The sequence below is a fragment of the Pseudomonas sp. 15C genome (assembly GCF_055484735.1).
The window spans coordinates 14,504-30,278 of sequence record NZ_JBUDGD010000032.1 but is presented as its reverse complement, the minus strand read 5'-3'; the positions used below and the strand labels follow the sequence as shown (position 1 = coordinate 30,278).

At 58.6% G+C, this 15,775-nt stretch carries 17 protein-coding genes and 2 tRNA genes; 1 reads left to right on the top strand and 18 read right to left on the bottom strand.

Annotation, left to right across the window (positions count from 1 at the left end; translation table 11 throughout):
• Nucleotides 1-10: 10 nt before the first annotated feature.
• From ACYYKW_RS17025 to ACYYKW_RS16980, 10 genes are all read right to left on the bottom strand, one after another.
• On the bottom strand, nt 11-535 hold the full coding sequence (locus ACYYKW_RS17025; RefSeq protein ID WP_464990618.1) for a hypothetical protein: 525 nt from the start codon (nt 533-535) through the stop codon (nt 11-13).
• The gene (locus ACYYKW_RS17020; RefSeq protein WP_414868576.1) at nt 532-747 is read right to left on the bottom strand and encodes a hypothetical protein; all 216 of its coding nucleotides are present in this window, start codon (nt 745-747) and stop codon (nt 532-534) included. The genes ACYYKW_RS17025 and ACYYKW_RS17020 overlap by 4 nt, the downstream gene beginning before the upstream one ends.
• Nucleotides 744-1,040, bottom strand: coding sequence for a DUF3077 domain-containing protein (locus ACYYKW_RS17015; protein ID WP_464990617.1), 297 nt, complete (start codon nt 1,038-1,040; stop codon nt 744-746). The genes ACYYKW_RS17020 and ACYYKW_RS17015 overlap by 4 nt, the downstream gene beginning before the upstream one ends.
• Nucleotides 1,037-1,198 (bottom strand): hypothetical protein, encoded by a 162-nt coding sequence (locus ACYYKW_RS17010; protein WP_464990616.1) that lies wholly within the window; start codon nt 1,196-1,198, stop codon nt 1,037-1,039. Before ACYYKW_RS17010 ends, ACYYKW_RS17015 begins: the two co-directional genes overlap by 4 nt.
• A gap of 317 nt (nt 1,199-1,515) precedes the next feature.
• Complete coding sequence (locus ACYYKW_RS17005) at nt 1,516-1,818, bottom strand: helix-turn-helix domain-containing protein (protein WP_464990615.1); 303 nt, start codon at nt 1,816-1,818, stop codon at nt 1,516-1,518.
• The gene (locus ACYYKW_RS17000; protein WP_464990614.1) at nt 1,819-2,088 is read right to left on the bottom strand and encodes a helix-turn-helix transcriptional regulator; all 270 of its coding nucleotides are present in this window, start codon (nt 2,086-2,088) and stop codon (nt 1,819-1,821) included.
• A gap of 130 nt (nt 2,089-2,218) precedes the next feature.
• Nucleotides 2,219-3,103: a hypothetical protein gene (locus ACYYKW_RS16995; RefSeq protein WP_464990613.1), complete on the bottom strand. Its 885-nt coding sequence runs from the start codon at nt 3,101-3,103 to the stop codon at nt 2,219-2,221.
• Nucleotides 3,104-3,274: 171 nt separating this feature from the next.
• Nucleotides 3,275-4,516, bottom strand: coding sequence for a tyrosine-type recombinase/integrase (locus tag ACYYKW_RS16990; protein ID WP_464990612.1), 1,242 nt, complete (start codon nt 4,514-4,516; stop codon nt 3,275-3,277).
• Nucleotides 4,517-4,686: 170 nt separating this feature from the next.
• Nucleotides 4,687-4,763, bottom strand: a tRNA-Met gene (locus ACYYKW_RS16985).
• A 115-nt stretch (nt 4,764-4,878) separates the two neighbouring features.
• Nucleotides 4,879-6,936, bottom strand: coding sequence for a methyl-accepting chemotaxis protein (locus tag ACYYKW_RS16980; RefSeq protein ID WP_464990611.1), 2,058 nt, complete (start codon nt 6,934-6,936; stop codon nt 4,879-4,881).
• 333 nt (nt 6,937-7,269) lie between these two features.
• Between ACYYKW_RS16980 and ACYYKW_RS16975 the strand changes: the two genes are divergently transcribed.
• Entirely contained in the window at nt 7,270-8,487 is a 1,218-nt protein-coding gene (locus ACYYKW_RS16975) for an MFS transporter (protein ID WP_464990610.1), read from the top strand.
• Nucleotides 8,488-8,672: 185 nt separating this feature from the next.
• On the opposite strand, the gene ychF is transcribed toward ACYYKW_RS16975, so the two are convergent.
• The 8 genes from ychF to ACYYKW_RS16935 form a co-directional block, all read right to left on the bottom strand.
• A complete protein-coding gene (gene ychF / locus ACYYKW_RS16970) occupies nt 8,673-9,773 on the bottom strand; it encodes a redox-regulated ATPase YchF (RefSeq protein ID WP_090286253.1) in 1,101 nt (366 codons plus the stop codon).
• Between the two features lie 22 nt (nt 9,774-9,795).
• Entirely contained in the window at nt 9,796-10,380 is a 585-nt protein-coding gene (gene pth / locus ACYYKW_RS16965) for an aminoacyl-tRNA hydrolase (RefSeq protein ID WP_008079560.1), read from the bottom strand.
• Between the two features lie 170 nt (nt 10,381-10,550).
• Nucleotides 10,551-11,153 carry a 50S ribosomal protein L25/general stress protein Ctc gene (locus ACYYKW_RS16960; RefSeq protein WP_090286251.1) on the bottom strand — a complete coding sequence of 201 codons (603 nt, stop codon included), beginning with the start codon at nt 11,151-11,153 and terminating at the stop codon, nt 10,551-10,553.
• A gap of 141 nt (nt 11,154-11,294) precedes the next feature.
• Nucleotides 11,295-12,236 carry a ribose-phosphate pyrophosphokinase gene (locus ACYYKW_RS16955; RefSeq protein ID WP_090286249.1) on the bottom strand — a complete coding sequence of 314 codons (942 nt, stop codon included), beginning with the start codon at nt 12,234-12,236 and terminating at the stop codon, nt 11,295-11,297.
• A gap of 45 nt (nt 12,237-12,281) precedes the next feature.
• Nucleotides 12,282-12,356, bottom strand: a tRNA-Gln gene (locus ACYYKW_RS16950).
• A 36-nt stretch (nt 12,357-12,392) separates the two neighbouring features.
• A complete protein-coding gene (ispE, locus tag ACYYKW_RS16945; RefSeq protein WP_093098364.1) occupies nt 12,393-13,244 on the bottom strand; it encodes a 4-(cytidine 5'-diphospho)-2-C-methyl-D-erythritol kinase in 852 nt (283 codons plus the stop codon).
• A 3-nt stretch (nt 13,245-13,247) separates the two neighbouring features.
• Nucleotides 13,248-13,865: a lipoprotein insertase outer membrane protein LolB gene (lolB, locus tag ACYYKW_RS16940; protein ID WP_090286245.1), complete on the bottom strand. Its 618-nt coding sequence runs from the start codon at nt 13,863-13,865 to the stop codon at nt 13,248-13,250.
• A 3-nt stretch (nt 13,866-13,868) separates the two neighbouring features.
• Entirely contained in the window at nt 13,869-15,593 is a 1,725-nt protein-coding gene (locus ACYYKW_RS16935) for a tetratricopeptide repeat protein (protein WP_090286243.1), read from the bottom strand.
• Between the last annotated feature and the right edge of the window lie 182 nt (nt 15,594-15,775).

Here is a 15,775-nt window from a genome sequence, read left to right as displayed (position 1 = left end):
CTTTATCGAATCAGCAATTCACGGGAGTCAGCGATGCTGCGCGCTGCCGAGAACCGGGCCGTGGCTCCTGAGGCAAACGAAGCTGAGTCGCCAAGTGGCGCACGCGCGATTGACCAAACAGCAACTGATTAACCTGGGCCGATTTGTCAGACCACCGATCATGATCCGGCCCGTTACCTATGCGATTAGTCACAACCCAATCCGGTAGCTGTCTACGTGCCCGCATTTCGCTGAGCATGGTCCACCACGTCAGATAGCGGGTGCGCTCCAACTCCATCAGATCAATGAGCCGCTGACATTCGTAGGTGCGGGGCTCTAGGTTGTCTGATGGTTGGATCTCGTCGACGCCAAACAGAGCCTGATTGACGTCGCTTCTCGCGATCAGCGCTTTCTGATAGTCGGTATCGCTACCGATGTCTTTGGCGCGAACCCAGTCCGGCAACTCGTTGGAAAGGCGCAACTGATTGAGAGCACCCCACCACTGAGATGCGTGTTCTCGTTCGGCGTTGATCGCAGTTGAAAGTAGGCTGCTCATTGGGCACCCCCTTGCGCAGCGATCAAATCGTCGAGAAGTTCCGCCCAGGCCATAGCAGTGTGCTGAGCGACAACCGCGGTAACTCGTGCTACGAGAATGTTGATTGAAGGTGAGGCGATCAGGGCGAGGGAAAGCGCGAGCAAACTCAGAATTTCCTGAATGTCCCGCATGTCTTCAACGCTGATTTCGGCTGACCGGGCTGGAGCGTTCATTTGGCACCGCCTTGGCGATTGCCGAACTGGATAGGAGCGGTGGAAGAGTCAACCAAGGCCTTGGCTGCGGCCATCAGAAGCCTGATTCCAAATACCTCATCGACACCAAGGCCGCTATCCATGGATTTCGTCAGCATTGCATCGCCCGCCGCGAGGAAGCAGCTCGCTTCGTGCAGCGCATCGGCTACGGGAATGCCGGCTGAGACGGAAAAGAATGATCGCGTGCCTACGTAGTGAAACTCTGAGGAGTTCGTAAGCAGTGGAGTAACCCCCAGCTCGGTATGAGTGTTCATTGCGCATCCCCTTGGGTTTCTAGGGTGCGGGCGATGGCCATATTGGCGTTGTAGCGGGCGAGTCGATAGAACAGGGAGGAGTTTGCGCGGAGAGCGCTCAGGGCTATGCAGCGATGAGCAAAGGCGCGGATTTTTGATGGAGTGAGGGCGTGTTTCATGGGTGTAGCTCCTAACGTTGAGGAGCTGCCACTTTTCGCGGCCAAGCGAAGATGGGTGGCAGCTGTACGCGGGTTGGCCGACCGGGACGTTAGGAACCCGGCACACCCGAAGGTGTCCCACGCACAGCCGCCATAACACGATTGTGCGGACGCAAAAAAAGCGCCAGCAATCGGATGGTGGGCGCTTGTGCGCCTAACGATACTCGACCGGCCAAGGTCGGTCACGGGATTTACCGCGACCCTTGAACCATAGCGCTGACGCCCCATCCGAGCAAGCGAAGTTTGCGACCGACTATCGCTTGGCATGAGCATAGTCATCATACGGAAACTCCAGCGGGCGGATTAGTGCTGAGGTAGTACAGAGCCATGCGGCCATGACTCCGACCTTGATCGTCGGTCAGGCTCACGCGGTGGGTGAGGATCTTGTGGCCGAGCGCGCGCAGCTCGTTGATGCGAGCGCCAGGGCGAACGATGTTCAGCTCGCGAATAGCGGTAAACGTATCGATCGGGCCGGCTCTCAGGCGCTCCAAAAGTCGAGCACGTTGAGCGGTTCCGCTGGTATTCTCTACGTGAGTATTTTCGTGGCTGGCCTGTTGGTCGGCCATTTTTTTGTGTGTCATTTACGCTGCCTCCCCACGCAGTGCGATGCGCTGGCGAACCCAGGCCTGTACCTCAGCCAAAACAAAGCCAACCGGCGAGCCGCGCGACTTGCTGTTACTCAGGGGCACTGGGCGCGGGAACGTCGGATCATCTTTGAGGCGTTTGTATACCGTGGGGCGGGCGAGGCCGGTGATCGCTTCCAGATCCGGCATGCGAATCAGGGTGATCGCCGGGTCGAAGTTCTGCGCAGCGGAGGCAGAGGGGTGGTGCGGTGTATAGATGGTGTGCATTTTGCGTTTCCCGATACTGATGTAGACGGGAAACAGGATGATTGCGCAACGGTGCTCTCGACAGACCAGCATGCGCGGAGACTGTACCGTTAGCGCGTATACCGTACTGCATGCGCGCAGATGGTAGTCGTCAGTCAGTTTTTGAACGCACGTGTGCCGTGATCCACCCATAAAGCGTTCTCTCGGTAACTCCGTATTCTCTGTGTTTATTCCGGGCGAAGGCGGTTCGGCTGCTGAACTTTGACCCGGTGGCATCCCAACACAGCAGAGCTGCTGACCTGCTCTCGCTTGTTTCTTTATGTCGAGCAGTTGCTGCGAGACTTGCTGCGAGAGAAACCCTTTTCCTCACTAGCTCATCTACCTGCTCTGGGATTCTGCTTTCATTGTCATGCAAGAAAAACTCGATTCTCTTACGCATTTCGTGTTCGTCCTGACGCTGCTCCGCTCTACAAATAACCTCCATGATGTCTACCGCATTGTTGGCGATCGAGCTAAGGCGCACCATAGGTAGGTCTTCCTTCAGGACGGGTGGCCACCACTCATCGTCCTGAAACGAAAGAATCGCCTCCCCAATGAGCACCAATGCTAAAACGGCGAAGTATTCATAGGGTTTTGCGTCTGGGAAATTCTCATCGTCAAGGTCGACCCCTTTTAAACTTTCCTCCAATGCCTCAAGACGGCTAGTGTTCTCTTCATTCGGAAAATCGAACTCATCGGAAATGATGTCGGGGTTGTGATCGACCAGCTCCCATAGCCCATCTTCTGTCCGTTTTTCGTCGACGAGATAACGGAGTATCGGCCCATCGTTTTTTATTTGATGAGCAATCCAGGATTCTTTCTCTCTGTAAAAATACTCGCTGGTGAGCCACTCGATAGTTGAGGCGGCCACTCGGATCTCATGTTCTGAACGGTTCTCAAGAACCAGCTTGGCGCGTGCTTGCATGACGCGCAGCCGCCATATGGGCTCGAACGGCACCTCGTCTGTAAAGGCATCAAACTCTTTATCCGTTTCCATGATCAACTCCTCTCCAGGCATCCTGTAAAGTCGGCCGGCCGGCGGATGGGGGCCGACTTCTCTCCCCGTATGGCTAGGCGTGCCAACATATTGTGTCTGTCTGATCACCAGCGATTGAACAGCGTTAGATTTCAGTCTATATGCGTCTACGAGAGCCTTGGAAGGCCGGGTTCAGGCCCTTTTCCCGAAGTTGCCTTGCACAACTGCGCCGTCGGCCAGTCCGTCAAGGTAGTTCGCATACCATTGCATCATCGTCGTGCGCTGCGGCAGGTACTTCGCCTTGTTGTATACGCCAGCGACGCCGGGCTTCTTGTGGGATAGCTGGGCCTCGATGTGGTTTTCATCAAACCCGTTTTCGTTGAGGACCGTCGACGCGATGTGTCGGAACCCGTGCCCGGTCTGGCGCCCCTCATACCCCATTCGCCGCAGTGCCATCAGGAACACCGTGTCGCTGCGGGGCTTGGTGCGGTCGCTGCGCCCGGGGAAAAGCAGGGGATTGCCACCGGTGTACTTGCGCAACTCTTCCAGCGCCTCGATCGCCTGAGTGGAGAGGGGGACCAGATGCTCCAATCCCTTTTTCCGCCCCTTCCTATTCACCGGGACGGTCCAGATCTTTTTATCGAGGTCGAACTCTGACCACGCCGCCTCGCGCAACTCGCTGGGGCGCACGGCAAAAAGGCTCAGCAAGCGCAGGCCGAGGCGGACATCGTGGGCATGTGGATATGCGGCAATCGCGCGGATCAGGCCGGGCAACTCGTCTTGCGTTACGTGGGCGTAGTTTTCGGCCTTGCCTGACTGGAGATACTTCTGCAGGCCTTCCAGCGGATTGTGCGTCGCGCGACCGGTAACCCGGGCCAAGTCGTAAACGTCGCGGCAGTAGGAGCGAACCCGGCTCATTTGCTCAAGGATTCCTTTCTGCTCCATGCCGCGCAGAAACTCCATCCATTCGAGGGGGGTGATATCCACGAACTGGCGTTTGCCGAACACAGGGAAGACATGACGCTCCAAGGCGCCGATGATCCGCTTCGCTGTGCCGGCGTCCCAGTTTGTCAGGCGTGACGCGTACCACTCCCGCGCCAGCGGCTCGAATGTCTCGCCGGCGACATCCCGATCCGCCTTTTTGCGAGCTTGTTTCGTGACGATGGGGTTTTTGCCGTCTGCGGCATCGGTGCGTAGCTCGGCAGCTTTCTGTCTGGCGGCCGATCCGCTCACCTCTGGGTAACCGCCGAGCCCGAGCCACGACCATTTGCCGTCTGGCTTCTTGTAACGGAGCTGCCAAGACTTTTGCCCGTCAGGCTTCACGCGAAAATAAAGGCCGCTCCCGTCGAGCTCGCGATACTCCTTGGCGTCAGGCTCAAGGCCGGCCAATGCGGTATCGGAAAGGGGGCGACGTTTTATCTCGGAGCGCTTCATTTGGGCTTGTATCCCCTCGGTTCAATTATTTGTCGAGGATACACAGAGGGATACACGGAGGGAAGGTATAGAGGGATACAGGGAGAGATAGCCAGAAACAAGAAAGCCCGCACTAGGCGGGCTTCTTGAGGTTGTTTAGAGACTCATATAGACATCTGTAAACAGGTACTTGGTGGCTACACAGGGACTTGAACCCCGGACCCCAGCATTATGAATGCTATGCTCTAACCAACTGAGCTATGTAGCCAAGTGGCGCGCATTATTCCCCTGAAATGGAAAAGCGTCAAGCGTAAATCCAAAATATTTCTTCTTATTTTCAACCGCTTATCCTCCGGCCCCGAAAATCGGGGCCGGGGAGGGTGTCAGCGCAGGCGGAATCTGGCGGTATTGGCGCTCAAGGCTTCGCTGCCCAGGCTCAAGGTGTCTGCCGCAATGTTCACCGCCCGCGCGCCTTCGAGCAAACGCACCGCCGCTTGATCGACCTGCTGGATGTTGCCGCTCACCTCATCGGCGGTGCTCGCCTGTTCCTCAACCGCCGTGGCGATCTGCGCCAGGGTGTCGGTGACGCTCTGAACGGCGCTGGCAATTTCGCCCAGGCGTTCACCGAGGCCGGTGACGGCGGCGGCGTCCGATTGCGCCTGGCCGCACGCGGCTTCCATCAGGCTGACTGCTTCATTGACGGTGGAACGCAGGCTGTCGACGGTGCCGGCGATCTGTGCGGTGGATGACTGGGTGCGTTGCGACAGGCTGCGCACTTCGTCAGCAACCACGGCAAAGCCACGACCCTGTTCACCGGCGCGTGCCGCTTCGATCGCCGCGTTGAGGGCCAGCAGGTTGGTTTGCTCGGCGACGCCGCGAATGGTGTCGACGACCAGTTGAATCTGCTGGCCTTGTTCGCTGACCCGACCCAATGCCGCTGCTGTTTCGTTCAAGCGCTGATTGAGCTGCTGAATGCTCGCCGTGGTGCGCTGGCTGTCGCGGCTGCTCTCAGCGGCGATGCGCCGGGTGTGCTGGGCGCTGCCAGAGGCCTGTTCGCAGCTCTGCGCCACGCCTTGCGAGGTGGCGGCGAGTTGCGTGGCCGCTGCGGCGATCTGGCTGATCTGCAATTGTTGCGCCTCGACTTCGCTGAGCGCACCGCTGGAATGATCGTTGAGGCTGCGCACCGCGTTGCTCAGTTGCGAAGTTTCGTGATCGACGCCGAGCATGCTGCTGCGCAGTTGCACCACGGCCACGTTGAGCGCGGTGCTGATGGCCGCCAGCTCATCACGGCCGACTACCGGCACCTGCAGGCTCAGATTGCCGTCACGCAGGGCTTCGGCGAGCAGCGTGATGCCGCTGGCGCTGCGGCGGATCGAGGCTTGCAGGCAAATGAACAGGTATAACGCGGCCAGCAGCAGGCAACCGAATATCGCCGCGACCAGGATGAACTGACGGATAGCCGAGCTGTGATAGGCGTCGAGCCGCTGATCCAGCGACAGCAGCGATTGCTGGCGCAGGGACGCGAGGTTGGTCAGCAGGGCGTCGAGGCTGCGCTCGAAGTCTTCCGGTTTCAGATTGATGCTGCCCCCGAACACGCCGTCGTCGAGCACTTTCAAGCCGCTGTCGAGGTGTTTGAGGCTGTCGTGGTATTGGCTGGCCCAGCTCTGCTGGTCTGTCGGCAGGCGTGCTTCGAGCAGCGTGGCGGTTTTGACCAGTTGCTCGCGGGCGTCGCCGATGCGGCTGCGCAGGTCACGCAATTGCAAACGGCTCTGCAAGGTAAATTGGCCGGAGACCACCGAGGCCTGGCCGACCGCGGCGAGGCGGCCGATTCGCTCGATCAGGTCCGGCGCGTGTTGCGTGGAGATCTGCGTCAGCAGATAGGTTTCCAGCCACGGCGCGAGCGTCAGGCGATTGTCCATGACGATCTGCTCGCGCAACGCTTGCAACGCGCCCAAGGCGTTGGTAAAGCGGTCGTAGCCGTCCGGCCACCAGCCGACGCTGCTCAGGCTTTTCGAATCGAGGCTATTGAGCGCGGTTTGCAGCGCTTGATAGCGCGTCAGCGTTTCGCCTTCGGCTCCTTCGTTATTCAGTGCTGTACCCAGGTCCGTAGTGGCTTGCAATACGGCAGGCTGCACCTTGTCGAACGCGGCCATGGCCGCCAGTGTGGCCGGCGTCGGTTGCCGGTTGGTTTCCGTAGCGCGCCAGCGGGCGGCGCGGTCGCGTTGCGCGGCGAGCAGGTTGTCCAGCGCATCCAGCGCCAGCAACTGGCGCACGCCGGCGCGCTCGCCGGAGATAAGACTGAGCTTTTCGCGATAGTCCTGACCGATCATCAACAGGCTACCGGCCAACGGCAGAATGAACAGCAGAAACAACAACTGGAATTTACGTGCGAAGCCAAATCGCCCCAGCAATTTGATCCCCGGTGAAAGAAAAGCCTGCATGCCCCATGACTCCCCCGGACACCACGCACCATTGGCGTGCATCGCAGTCGCTCGACCTTGATGTTGTGCCCTGCTAAAAGGCCTCGAAAGTTCACTCTTGCCCGCTCTGTAGGCCGGCTCTGTAGCGAAACTTCCCATTGTCGGTCGCCTTTGTAAGGCGGCCGCGTTCAAGCAGAGAAGCAAGGCAAGATTCAGACCATGGCGTTGCGCTATCACCTGGCAATCGACGACCCGTCAGTTAGTTAGCTGGCTAAGGGGATAGCGCAGGCGCACCGAAAAATGGCACATTGACGCACCTGCCTGCGGGCACCCCTCTGCTGTCCGGAAAATTCCATGGCTATCAGCAATGTTCAGACCGCCGCTGCCTCGGCGACCGCTGCTCCGCAAAGCAGCCCTTTGGTGATGCGCATCATCGGCGCGGTAGCGCTGGCGCATTTGATCAACGACCTGATCCAGTCGGTGCTGCCGTCGATCTATCCGATGCTCAAGGCCAATTACGGCCTGACGTTCACCCAGGTCGGCCTGATCACTTTGACTTTCCAATTGACGGCGTCGCTGTTGCAGCCGTGGGTGGGTTATCACACTGATCGACATCCGAAGCCGTGGCTGCTGCCAGCCGGTTCGATTTGCACGCTGATCGGCATTGTGATGATGTCGATGGTTGGCAGCTTCCCCTTGATTCTGCTGGCGGCGGCGCTGATCGGCATCGGCTCCTCGACATTTCACCCCGAAGCCTCGCGGATTGCGCGACTGGCCTCGGGCGGGCGTTACGGTCTGGCGCAATCGACCTTTCAGGTCGGTGGTAACGCGGGTTCGGCATTCGGCCCGCTGCTGGCGGCGGCGATCATCATTCCGTTTGGTCAGGGCAACGTCGCGTGGTTCGGCCTGTTCGCGGTGTTTGCGTTGTTCGTGCTGTACCGCATCAGCCGCTGGTACGCCCATCACTTGAACTTGTTCAAGCTCAAGGCCGGCCAGGCTGCGGCTCACGGCTTGTCGAAGGGCAGGGTGATCAGTGCGCTGGTGGTGCTGGGGCTGTTGGTGTTCTCCAAGTATTTCTACATGGCCAGCCTCACCAGCTATTTCACCTTTTACCTGATCGAGAAATTCGACCTGTCGGTGGCCAGCTCGCAGTTGCACCTGTTCCTGTTTCTCGGCGCGGTAGCGGCGGGGACATTCTTCGGCGGGCCGATCGGCGACAAGATCGGCCGTAAGGCGGTGATCTGGTTCTCGATCCTCGGCGTGGCGCCGTTCACCTTGCTGATGCCTCACGTCGATCTGTTCTGGACCAGCGTGCTCAGCGTGGTGATCGGCTTTATTCTGGCCTCGGCGTTTTCGGCGATCGTGGTGTACGCGCAGGAACTGGTGCCGGGCAATGTCGGAATGATCGCCGGGGTGTTCTTCGGTTTGATGTTTGGTTTTGGCGGTATTGGCGCGGCGTTGCTCGGGCATCTGGCGGATATACACGGGATCGAGTACGTGTATTTCCTGTGTTCGTTTTTGCCGTTGTTTGGCGTGTTGGCAATTTTCCTGCCGCGCACCAGGAAACCCTGATCCCCACACAGATCCAATTGTAGGAGTGAGCCTGCTCGCGATAGCGTTCTCTCAGCTACAGATGTGCTGACTGACATACCGCTATCGCGAGCAGGCTCACTCCTACAGGGAAATGTGTTGGGCTATACATTTCAGGCACAAAAAAGCCGCGTATCAAACGCGGCTTTTTCTTGCGCGGGTGTTGCTTAGACGTTGAAGCGGAAGTGCATCACATCGCCATCCTTGACGATGTATTCCTTGCCTTCCAGACGCCATTTGCCAGCTTCCTTGGCACCGGGTTCGCCCTTGTACTGGATGAAGTCGTTGTAGGCGATGACTTCGGCGCGGATGAAGCCTTTTTCGAAATCGGTGTGGATCACGCCAGCGGCTTGCGGGGCGGTGGCACCGACCTTGACGGTCCAGGCGCGGACTTCTTCGACACCGGCGGTGAAGTAGGTCTGCAGGTGCAGCATTTCGTAGCCGGCGCGGATCACGCGGTTCAGGCCCGGCTCTTCCAGGCCCAGAGCCTCGAGGAACATGTCCTTTTCTTCGCCGTCGTCGAGCTCGGCGATTTCCGCTTCGATCTTGTTGCACACCGGCACGACCATGGCGCCTTCTTCTTCGGCAATGGCGCGAACCACGTCCAGGTGCGGGTTGTTGTCGAAACCGTCTTCAGCGACGTTGGCGATGTACATGACCGGTTTGGTGGTCAGCAGGTGGAAGCCCTTGATCACTGCCTTTTCGTCAGTGCTCATGTTCTTCATCAGGCTGCGCGCCGGTTTGGCTTCGGTGAAGTGCGCGATCAGTTGCTCCAGCAGCGCCTTCTGCACGACCGCGTCCTTGTCACCGCCCTTGGCGTTGCGCGCGACTTTCTGCAGTTGCTTCTCGCAGCTGTCGAGGTCGGCAAAGATCAGTTCCAGGTCGATGATTTCGATGTCGCGCTTGGGGTCGACGCTGTTGGAAACGTGGATCACGTTTTCGTCTTCGAAGCAGCGCACGACGTGAGCGATGGCATCGGTTTCGCGGATGTTGGCGAGGAATTTGTTGCCCAGACCTTCACCTTTCGAGGCGCCGGCCACCAGGCCTGCGATGTCGACGAATTCCATGGTGGTCGGCAGGATGCGCTTGGGATTGACGATTTCCGCCAGTGCTTGCAGGCGTGGATCCGGCATCGCCACGATGCCGCTGTTCGGCTCGATGGTGCAGAAGGGGAAGTTTTCGGCCGCGATACCGGACTTGGTCAGGGCGTTGAACAGGGTGGACTTGCCGACGTTAGGCAGGCCGACGATGCCGCAATTGAATCCCATGGTGTTTCCCCTCGGGTAAAAGTCAGGCCTTCTGGCTGTGCAGGTTTTTCATCGCGCGGTTCCATTCCCCGGCGAGGATATCCGGCAGCACGCCGAGGGCAAAGTCGATGCTGGCATCGAGTTTTTCCTGTTCGGCGCGTGGCGCACGACCCAGGACGAAATTTGAAACCATACTGGCAACGCCCGGGTGGCCAATGCCAAGCCGCAGGCGGTAGAACGTATTCTGATTACCCAGTTGCGCAATGATGTCGCGCAACCCGTTGTGACCGCCATGGCCGCCGCCCTGCTTGAGCTTGGCAACGCCCGGAGGCAAGTCGAGTTCGTCGTGCGCCACGAGGATTTCTTCAGGCTTGATGCGGAAGAAACCGGCGAGTGCCGCCACGGCCTGGCCGCTGCGGTTCATGTAGGTCGTGGGAATCAGCAGACGAACATCCTGACCCTGATGCGAATAGCGCCCGGTCAGGCCGAAATATTTGCGATCGGCCACCAGATTCACGTTCTGGGCGTGGGCGATGCGCTCAACAAAAAGGGCCCCTGCGTTATGCCGGGTCTGGTCGTATTCAGCGCCTGGATTTCCCAGGCCAACGATCAGTTTGATGGCAGTCACGATAGGGGCCCTTCCTTTGAGTGGTGAATAACATCACCGCAATCTGTGACAGCGGCGAAAGTGGACGAAAAATGCTCATTTACCATGAATGTAAACTCCGCATTCTCGCCCGCTTTCTCGCTACGTTCCAGTCCGCGATGTTACTTGCTCACTCAGGCAAGCAGAGTGGATTACTCTGCTGCGCCTTCTTCAGTAGCTTCTGGAGCAACACGTGGAGCGTGGACGTTGGCAACAGCCTTGTCATCGCCGTGTGCCAGAGCAACGAACTCAACACCTTTAGGAGCTTTGAGGTCCGACAGGTGAATGATGGTGCCGATTTCTGCTTTCGACAGGTCGACTTCGATGAACTCAGGCAGGTCTTTCGGCAGGCAGGTCACTTCGATTTCAGCAACAACGTGCGAAACTTCGCCGCCTTTCTTCACTGGAGCTTCTTCGCCAACAAAGTGTACAGGCACGATGGCGGTCAGTTTCTGGCCGGCAACAACGCGTACGAAGTCAGCGTGCATCACGTGGCCTTTGGCCGGGTGACGCTGCAGAGCCTTGATGATGACGTTTTGCTTGGTGCCACCAACGTTCAGCTCGATGATGTGGCTGTAAGCCGCTTCGTTTTCGAGCAGTTTGGCAACTTCTTTGGCCAGCATGCTGATGGATTCAGGGGCTTTGTCGCCACCGTAAACTACAGCTGGAACCAGGCTTGCGAGACGACGCAGGCGGCGGCTCGCACCTTTCCCCAGGTCGGAACGCACTTCAGCATTCAGAGTAAAATCGTTCATTTTGTATCTCCAAAATAGCCATGACCGAGTGGCGTTTGCGACCAGCGCCGAACACGGTATGGGCAAAAAAGCCCCGCCCCGGCAGAGATGCCGGGGCGGGGCGCTTTTCGTCAACGAGACATTTCGCGAAGGGCAGGGCCCTTAACGGAACATCGCGCTGATCGATTCTTCATTGCTGATGCGGCGAACCGCTTCGGCAACAACCGGTGCGATATCCAGTTGACGGATACGTGCACAGGCTTGTGCTGCAGCGGACAGCGGGATGGTGTTAGTGACCACCAGCTCGTCCAGCACGGAATTTTCGATATTCTCGATGGCCCGACCCGACAGCACAGGGTGTGTGCAATAGGCAAAGACCTTGGCTGCGCCATGCTCTTTCAGGGCCTTGGCCGCGTGGCACAGAGTGCCGGCGGTATCGACCATGTCATCGACCAGAATACAGGTACGCCCCTGGACATCACCGATGATATGCATCACTTCAGAGTGATTGGCTTTCTCACGGCGTTTGTCGATGATCCCGAGATCGACACCCAGCGACTTGGCAACCGCCCGTGCACGCACGACGCCACCAATGTCCGGGGACACGATCATCAGGTTTTCGAAGCGCTGATCTTCAATGTCATCCACCAGAACCGGGGAGCCGTAGATGTTATCTACCGGAATATCGAAGAAGCCCTGAATCTGGTCAGCATGCAGATCAACCGTGAGAACACGGTCGATGCCGACTACGGTAAGCATGTCAGCGACGACTTTCGCGCTGATGGCCACACGTGCGGAACGCGGACGGCGATCCTGACGGGCATAACCAAAATAAGGAATAACAGCAGTGATACGAGTAGCCGAGGAGCGGCGGAAGGCATCAGCCATCACTACCAGTTCCATCAGGTTATCGTTGGTCGGAGCGCAAGTCGGCTGAATAATGAAGACGTCTTTACCACGAACGTTTTCATTGATCTCGGCTGTGATCTCGCCGTCGGAAAATTTGCCGACAGAGATGTCACCGAGAGGGATATGCAGCTGACGTACGACACGCCGAGCCAGATCGGGGTTAGCGTTCCCCGTAAAGACCATCATCTTGGACACGCGCAGTACCTAGAGGCTGAGGGTAACCTGGATGAGTAGAGAAAATGGCAGGGGCGGCTGGATTCGAACCAACGCATGGCAGGATCAAAACCTGCTGCCTTACCGCTTGGCGACGCCCCTGTATCTGTTGCATCAAGTGCCGAGCACCTGGTTCCTTTAGAGCAGACTTTGCAGTTTGCGGTGCAACATCGAAATGTTGCTGCCTTTGGCTACAAACCCTGTAAGGGTCTCTGTCAGAAGGGCCGAGACTTTATCAGCTTCAGCTTTGCTTGGGAAGCCCCCAAACACACAACTTCCAGTTCCGGTGAGTTTTGCTTCGGTAAATTTACCTAACAAATTCAATGCGTTACGTACTTCTGGATAACGCCTTGCAACCACCGGCAAGCAGTCATTTCGACTGTTTCCCTCGGGAACGGGGCGCACTTTAATGGGCGGTGTGTTACGTGTCAACAAAGGATCGGAAAAAATTTCTGCCGTACTAACAGAGACTTGCGGCACGAGTACCAGATACCACGGTTCTTCGGGGTCGACCGGGGTCAGTTTCTCGCCCACGCCCTCGGCGAACGCCGCGTGGCCTCGCACGAAAACCGGCACGTCAGCGCCGAGTGTCAGACCCAGCGCGGCCAGGCGATCCTCATCCCAACCCAACTGCCACAGGTGATTGAGGCCGAGCAACGTCGTCGCCGCATTCGAACTGCCGCCACCGATGCCGCCGCCCATGGGCAGCACCTTGTCGATCCAGATGTCGATACCGAGCGTGCAGCCGGATTGTTGCTGAAGCATTTTCGCTGCGCGCACGATCAGGTTGCTGTCGTGCGGCACGCCGGCGAACTCGGTGTGCAGTCGGATCACGCCGTCATCGCGCACGGCGTAAGTGATTTCATCGCCGTAATCGACAAACTGAAACAGCGTCTGCAATTCGTGATAACCGTCGGCGCGGCGACCGAGGATGTGCAGCATCAGGTTGAGTTTGGCCGGCGAGGGCAGGGTCAGGCGTACAGCGGTCATCGATTACTGCCCCAGCTTGCGAGGTTGCCAGGTCTTGATCACCAGCGTGACGTCGAGGTCGGTGCCGTGCAGCTTGATGCGCTCGGGCAACCAGTAGCCATTCTGTTCGGTGTAGGCGAGGTATTCGACGTTCCAGCCATCCTGCTCAAGGCTGGCCAGGCGGCTGTCGGCGTCCAGATTCAGGCGGCTTTTGCTTTCAGGAGCCGGCAAGCCACGCACCCACCACGCCAGGTTCGACACCGGCAACTTCCACCCAAGCTGTTCTTCGAGCAGGGCTTCGGGCGATTGCGCTTCGTAGCGGCCCTGATTGGCGACTTCCAGCGAGACTTTGCCCGGACGCCCGGTCAGGCGTGCCGCGCCGCGACCCAGCGGGCCGGACAGGCGAATGTCGTAATAGTCCTGACGCTGCAGCCAGAACAACGTGCCGCTGCCGGAATCCTTCGGGGCGCGGATGCCGATCTTGCCGTCGATCTGCCAGCCATCGAGGGCGGTCAGTTGCTGTTTGTTGGCGGCCCATTGAGCCGGGCTGCCGTGGCCCTCGACCGATTCGCGAGTACCAAAACCCGAGCAACCGGCGAGCAGGGCGATGAAGCTGAAAACAATGACGTGGCGCAAAAACATGGGTTAGAGAGTCTCGGATCCGGTCAGGCGCTTGATGGTGCTGCGCAGAATGGTGCTGTCGGGCTGATCCTTGAGGAACTTGCCCCACACTTGTTTGGCTTCGCGTTGATTGCCCTTGGCCCACAACACTTCACCCAGATGCGCGGCGACTTCGTGATCGGGGAAGCGCTCCAGGGCCTGACGCAGGTATTTCTCCGCGTCGTCCAGATTGCCCAGGCGGTAATTCACCCAGCCGAGGCTGTCGAGGACCGCCGGGTCTTCCGGATTGATCTGGTGCGCCTGCTCGATCAGGGTTTTCGCTTCCGCGTAGCGGGTGGTGCGGTCGGACAAGGTGTAGCCCAGCGCATTGAGGGCCATGGCGTTGTCCGGGTCACGCTTGATGATCAGGCGCAGGTCTTTTTCCATTTGCGCCAGATCATTGCGTTTTTCCGCGAGCATCGCTCGGGTGTAGAGCAGATTAAGGTCGTCCGGGTATTGCACCAGCGCTTGCTGCAGAACCGTCCAGGCCTTGTCGTCCTGTTTATTGGCCGACAGGGTTTCTGATTCGATCAGAAACAGCTGGATCGCGTAATCCGGTTGTTCGTCACGCTCTGCGCCGAGTTTTCTCTGTGCTTCAGCGGTCTTGCCGTTGCTCATCAGAATGTCGGCCTGACGCAATTGCGCCGGCAGATAGTCGTTGCCAGGGCCGACCTGGGCGTACTCGATGAGCGCGCCTTGCGGATCGTTGCGTTCCTCGGCAATACGACCGAGGTTCAAGTGCGCTGAATCGACATGGCTTTCACGGGCAATCAGGTCTTCCAGATAACCCTTGGCCTCGTCCCAGGCCTTGGCTTCCAGGCACACCAGCGCCAGCGAATAACGCAGTTCGTCGTCTTCCGGGTACTGCTGAACGAGGCTGGAGAACTCGGCCTTGGCGTCGTCCATGCGGTCCTGTTCAACCAGCATGCGCGCGTAGGTCAGGCGCAGGCGTTTGTCGTCCGGGTATTTCTTGATGCTTTTTTGCAACAGCGGCAGCGCTTCGTCGCCACGGTTGAGGATCTGCAGCAAGCGTGCACGCAGCAGAATCGGCGCGATCTCGCCGTCTTCCGGAGGATTGTCTTCGAGCAGGGCCAGCGCACCCTTGTTGTCGCCGTCCTGTTGCAGCAGCAAGGCCTTGCCGAAAATCAGCTGGCTGTTGTTCGGATGGCGTTGCAGCAAACGGTCGAAACTTTTCATCAGGCCGTTGCGGGTTTCCTGATCGGTGTCAGCGGCGGACAGCGCGAGGAAATCGAAATGCGTGTCGCCCTTGCCCTGCAGGACTTTCTCCATGTACACCATGGAGTCGTCATAACGTCCGGCGCGTGCCAGTTGCACGGCGGCGGCGCGTTGCGCTTCGAGATCGTCCGGAGCGTTTCGCGCCCAGATCAGCGCGGTATCGAGGGCCGGTTGATCGGCGCCCAGGTACTCGGCGATGCGGAAGGCGCGCTCGGAAATGCCCGGATCCTGCGTGTTGATGGCCTGGGTCACGTAGTTGTCCAGGGCAATGTCGAAGCGATTGCGCTGGCCGGCGAGTTCGGCACTCAACAGGCTGAAAACGGTTTCCTCGCTGAACGAGCCGTAGACCTTGGGCTTTTCAGGTGCGGGCGTGGTGTCTTCGACCGACGGCGTGCCGCTCGGCGAAACGGGAGCCATGGCCTGGCAGCCGCTGAGGAAGACAAAAGCGAGGAGCAACGCGGAAGATCTATTCATATAGGAAGAGGACGGCTAAACCTGCGGTCGGATCATCATGACACAAGCCTTCGGCCAAACATAACCGAGTCTCGATTGTGGCCATTATAGGGGCCGACAATTGGGACAATAGTCAGCGGTAGTTGTTCTGAATCTTTCGAAGTAGGACAATTGCCGGCTTCACGTCACCACCAGCGACCTTG

What these genes read in the sequence shown, in the direction of transcription:
- ispE (WP_093098364.1), bottom strand. Translation starts at nt 13,244, where the DNA reads ATGACCGCTGTACGCCTGACCCTGCCCTCGCCGGCCAAACTCAACCTG.
- ACYYKW_RS17015 (WP_464990617.1), bottom strand. Translation starts at nt 1,040, where the DNA reads ATGAACACTCATACCGAGCTGGGGGTTACTCCACTGCTTACGAACTCC.
- ychF (WP_090286253.1), bottom strand. Translation starts at nt 9,773, where the DNA reads ATGGGATTCAATTGCGGCATCGTCGGCCTGCCTAACGTCGGCAAGTCC.
- ACYYKW_RS16980 (WP_464990611.1), bottom strand. Translation starts at nt 6,936, where the DNA reads ATGCAGGCTTTTCTTTCACCGGGGATCAAATTGCTGGGGCGATTTGGC.
- ACYYKW_RS17005 (WP_464990615.1), bottom strand. Translation starts at nt 1,818, where the DNA reads ATGACACACAAAAAAATGGCCGACCAACAGGCCAGCCACGAAAATACT.
- ACYYKW_RS17000 (WP_464990614.1), bottom strand. Translation starts at nt 2,088, where the DNA reads ATGCACACCATCTATACACCGCACCACCCCTCTGCCTCCGCTGCGCAG.
- ACYYKW_RS17025 (WP_464990618.1), bottom strand. Translation starts at nt 535, where the DNA reads ATGAGCAGCCTACTTTCAACTGCGATCAACGCCGAACGAGAACACGCA.
- ACYYKW_RS16960 (WP_090286251.1), bottom strand. Translation starts at nt 11,153, where the DNA reads ATGAACGATTTTACTCTGAATGCTGAAGTGCGTTCCGACCTGGGGAAA.
- ACYYKW_RS16975 (WP_464990610.1), top strand. Translation starts at nt 7,270, where the DNA reads ATGGCTATCAGCAATGTTCAGACCGCCGCTGCCTCGGCGACCGCTGCT.
- ACYYKW_RS16995 (WP_464990613.1), bottom strand. Translation starts at nt 3,103, where the DNA reads ATGGAAACGGATAAAGAGTTTGATGCCTTTACAGACGAGGTGCCGTTC.
- ACYYKW_RS16935 (WP_090286243.1), bottom strand. Translation starts at nt 15,593, where the DNA reads ATGAATAGATCTTCCGCGTTGCTCCTCGCTTTTGTCTTCCTCAGCGGC.
- ACYYKW_RS17020 (WP_414868576.1), bottom strand. Translation starts at nt 747, where the DNA reads ATGAACGCTCCAGCCCGGTCAGCCGAAATCAGCGTTGAAGACATGCGG.
- ACYYKW_RS16990 (WP_464990612.1), bottom strand. Translation starts at nt 4,516, where the DNA reads ATGAAGCGCTCCGAGATAAAACGTCGCCCCCTTTCCGATACCGCATTG.
- lolB (WP_090286245.1), bottom strand. Translation starts at nt 13,865, where the DNA reads ATGTTTTTGCGCCACGTCATTGTTTTCAGCTTCATCGCCCTGCTCGCC.
- ACYYKW_RS17010 (WP_464990616.1), bottom strand. Translation starts at nt 1,198, where the DNA reads ATGAAACACGCCCTCACTCCATCAAAAATCCGCGCCTTTGCTCATCGC.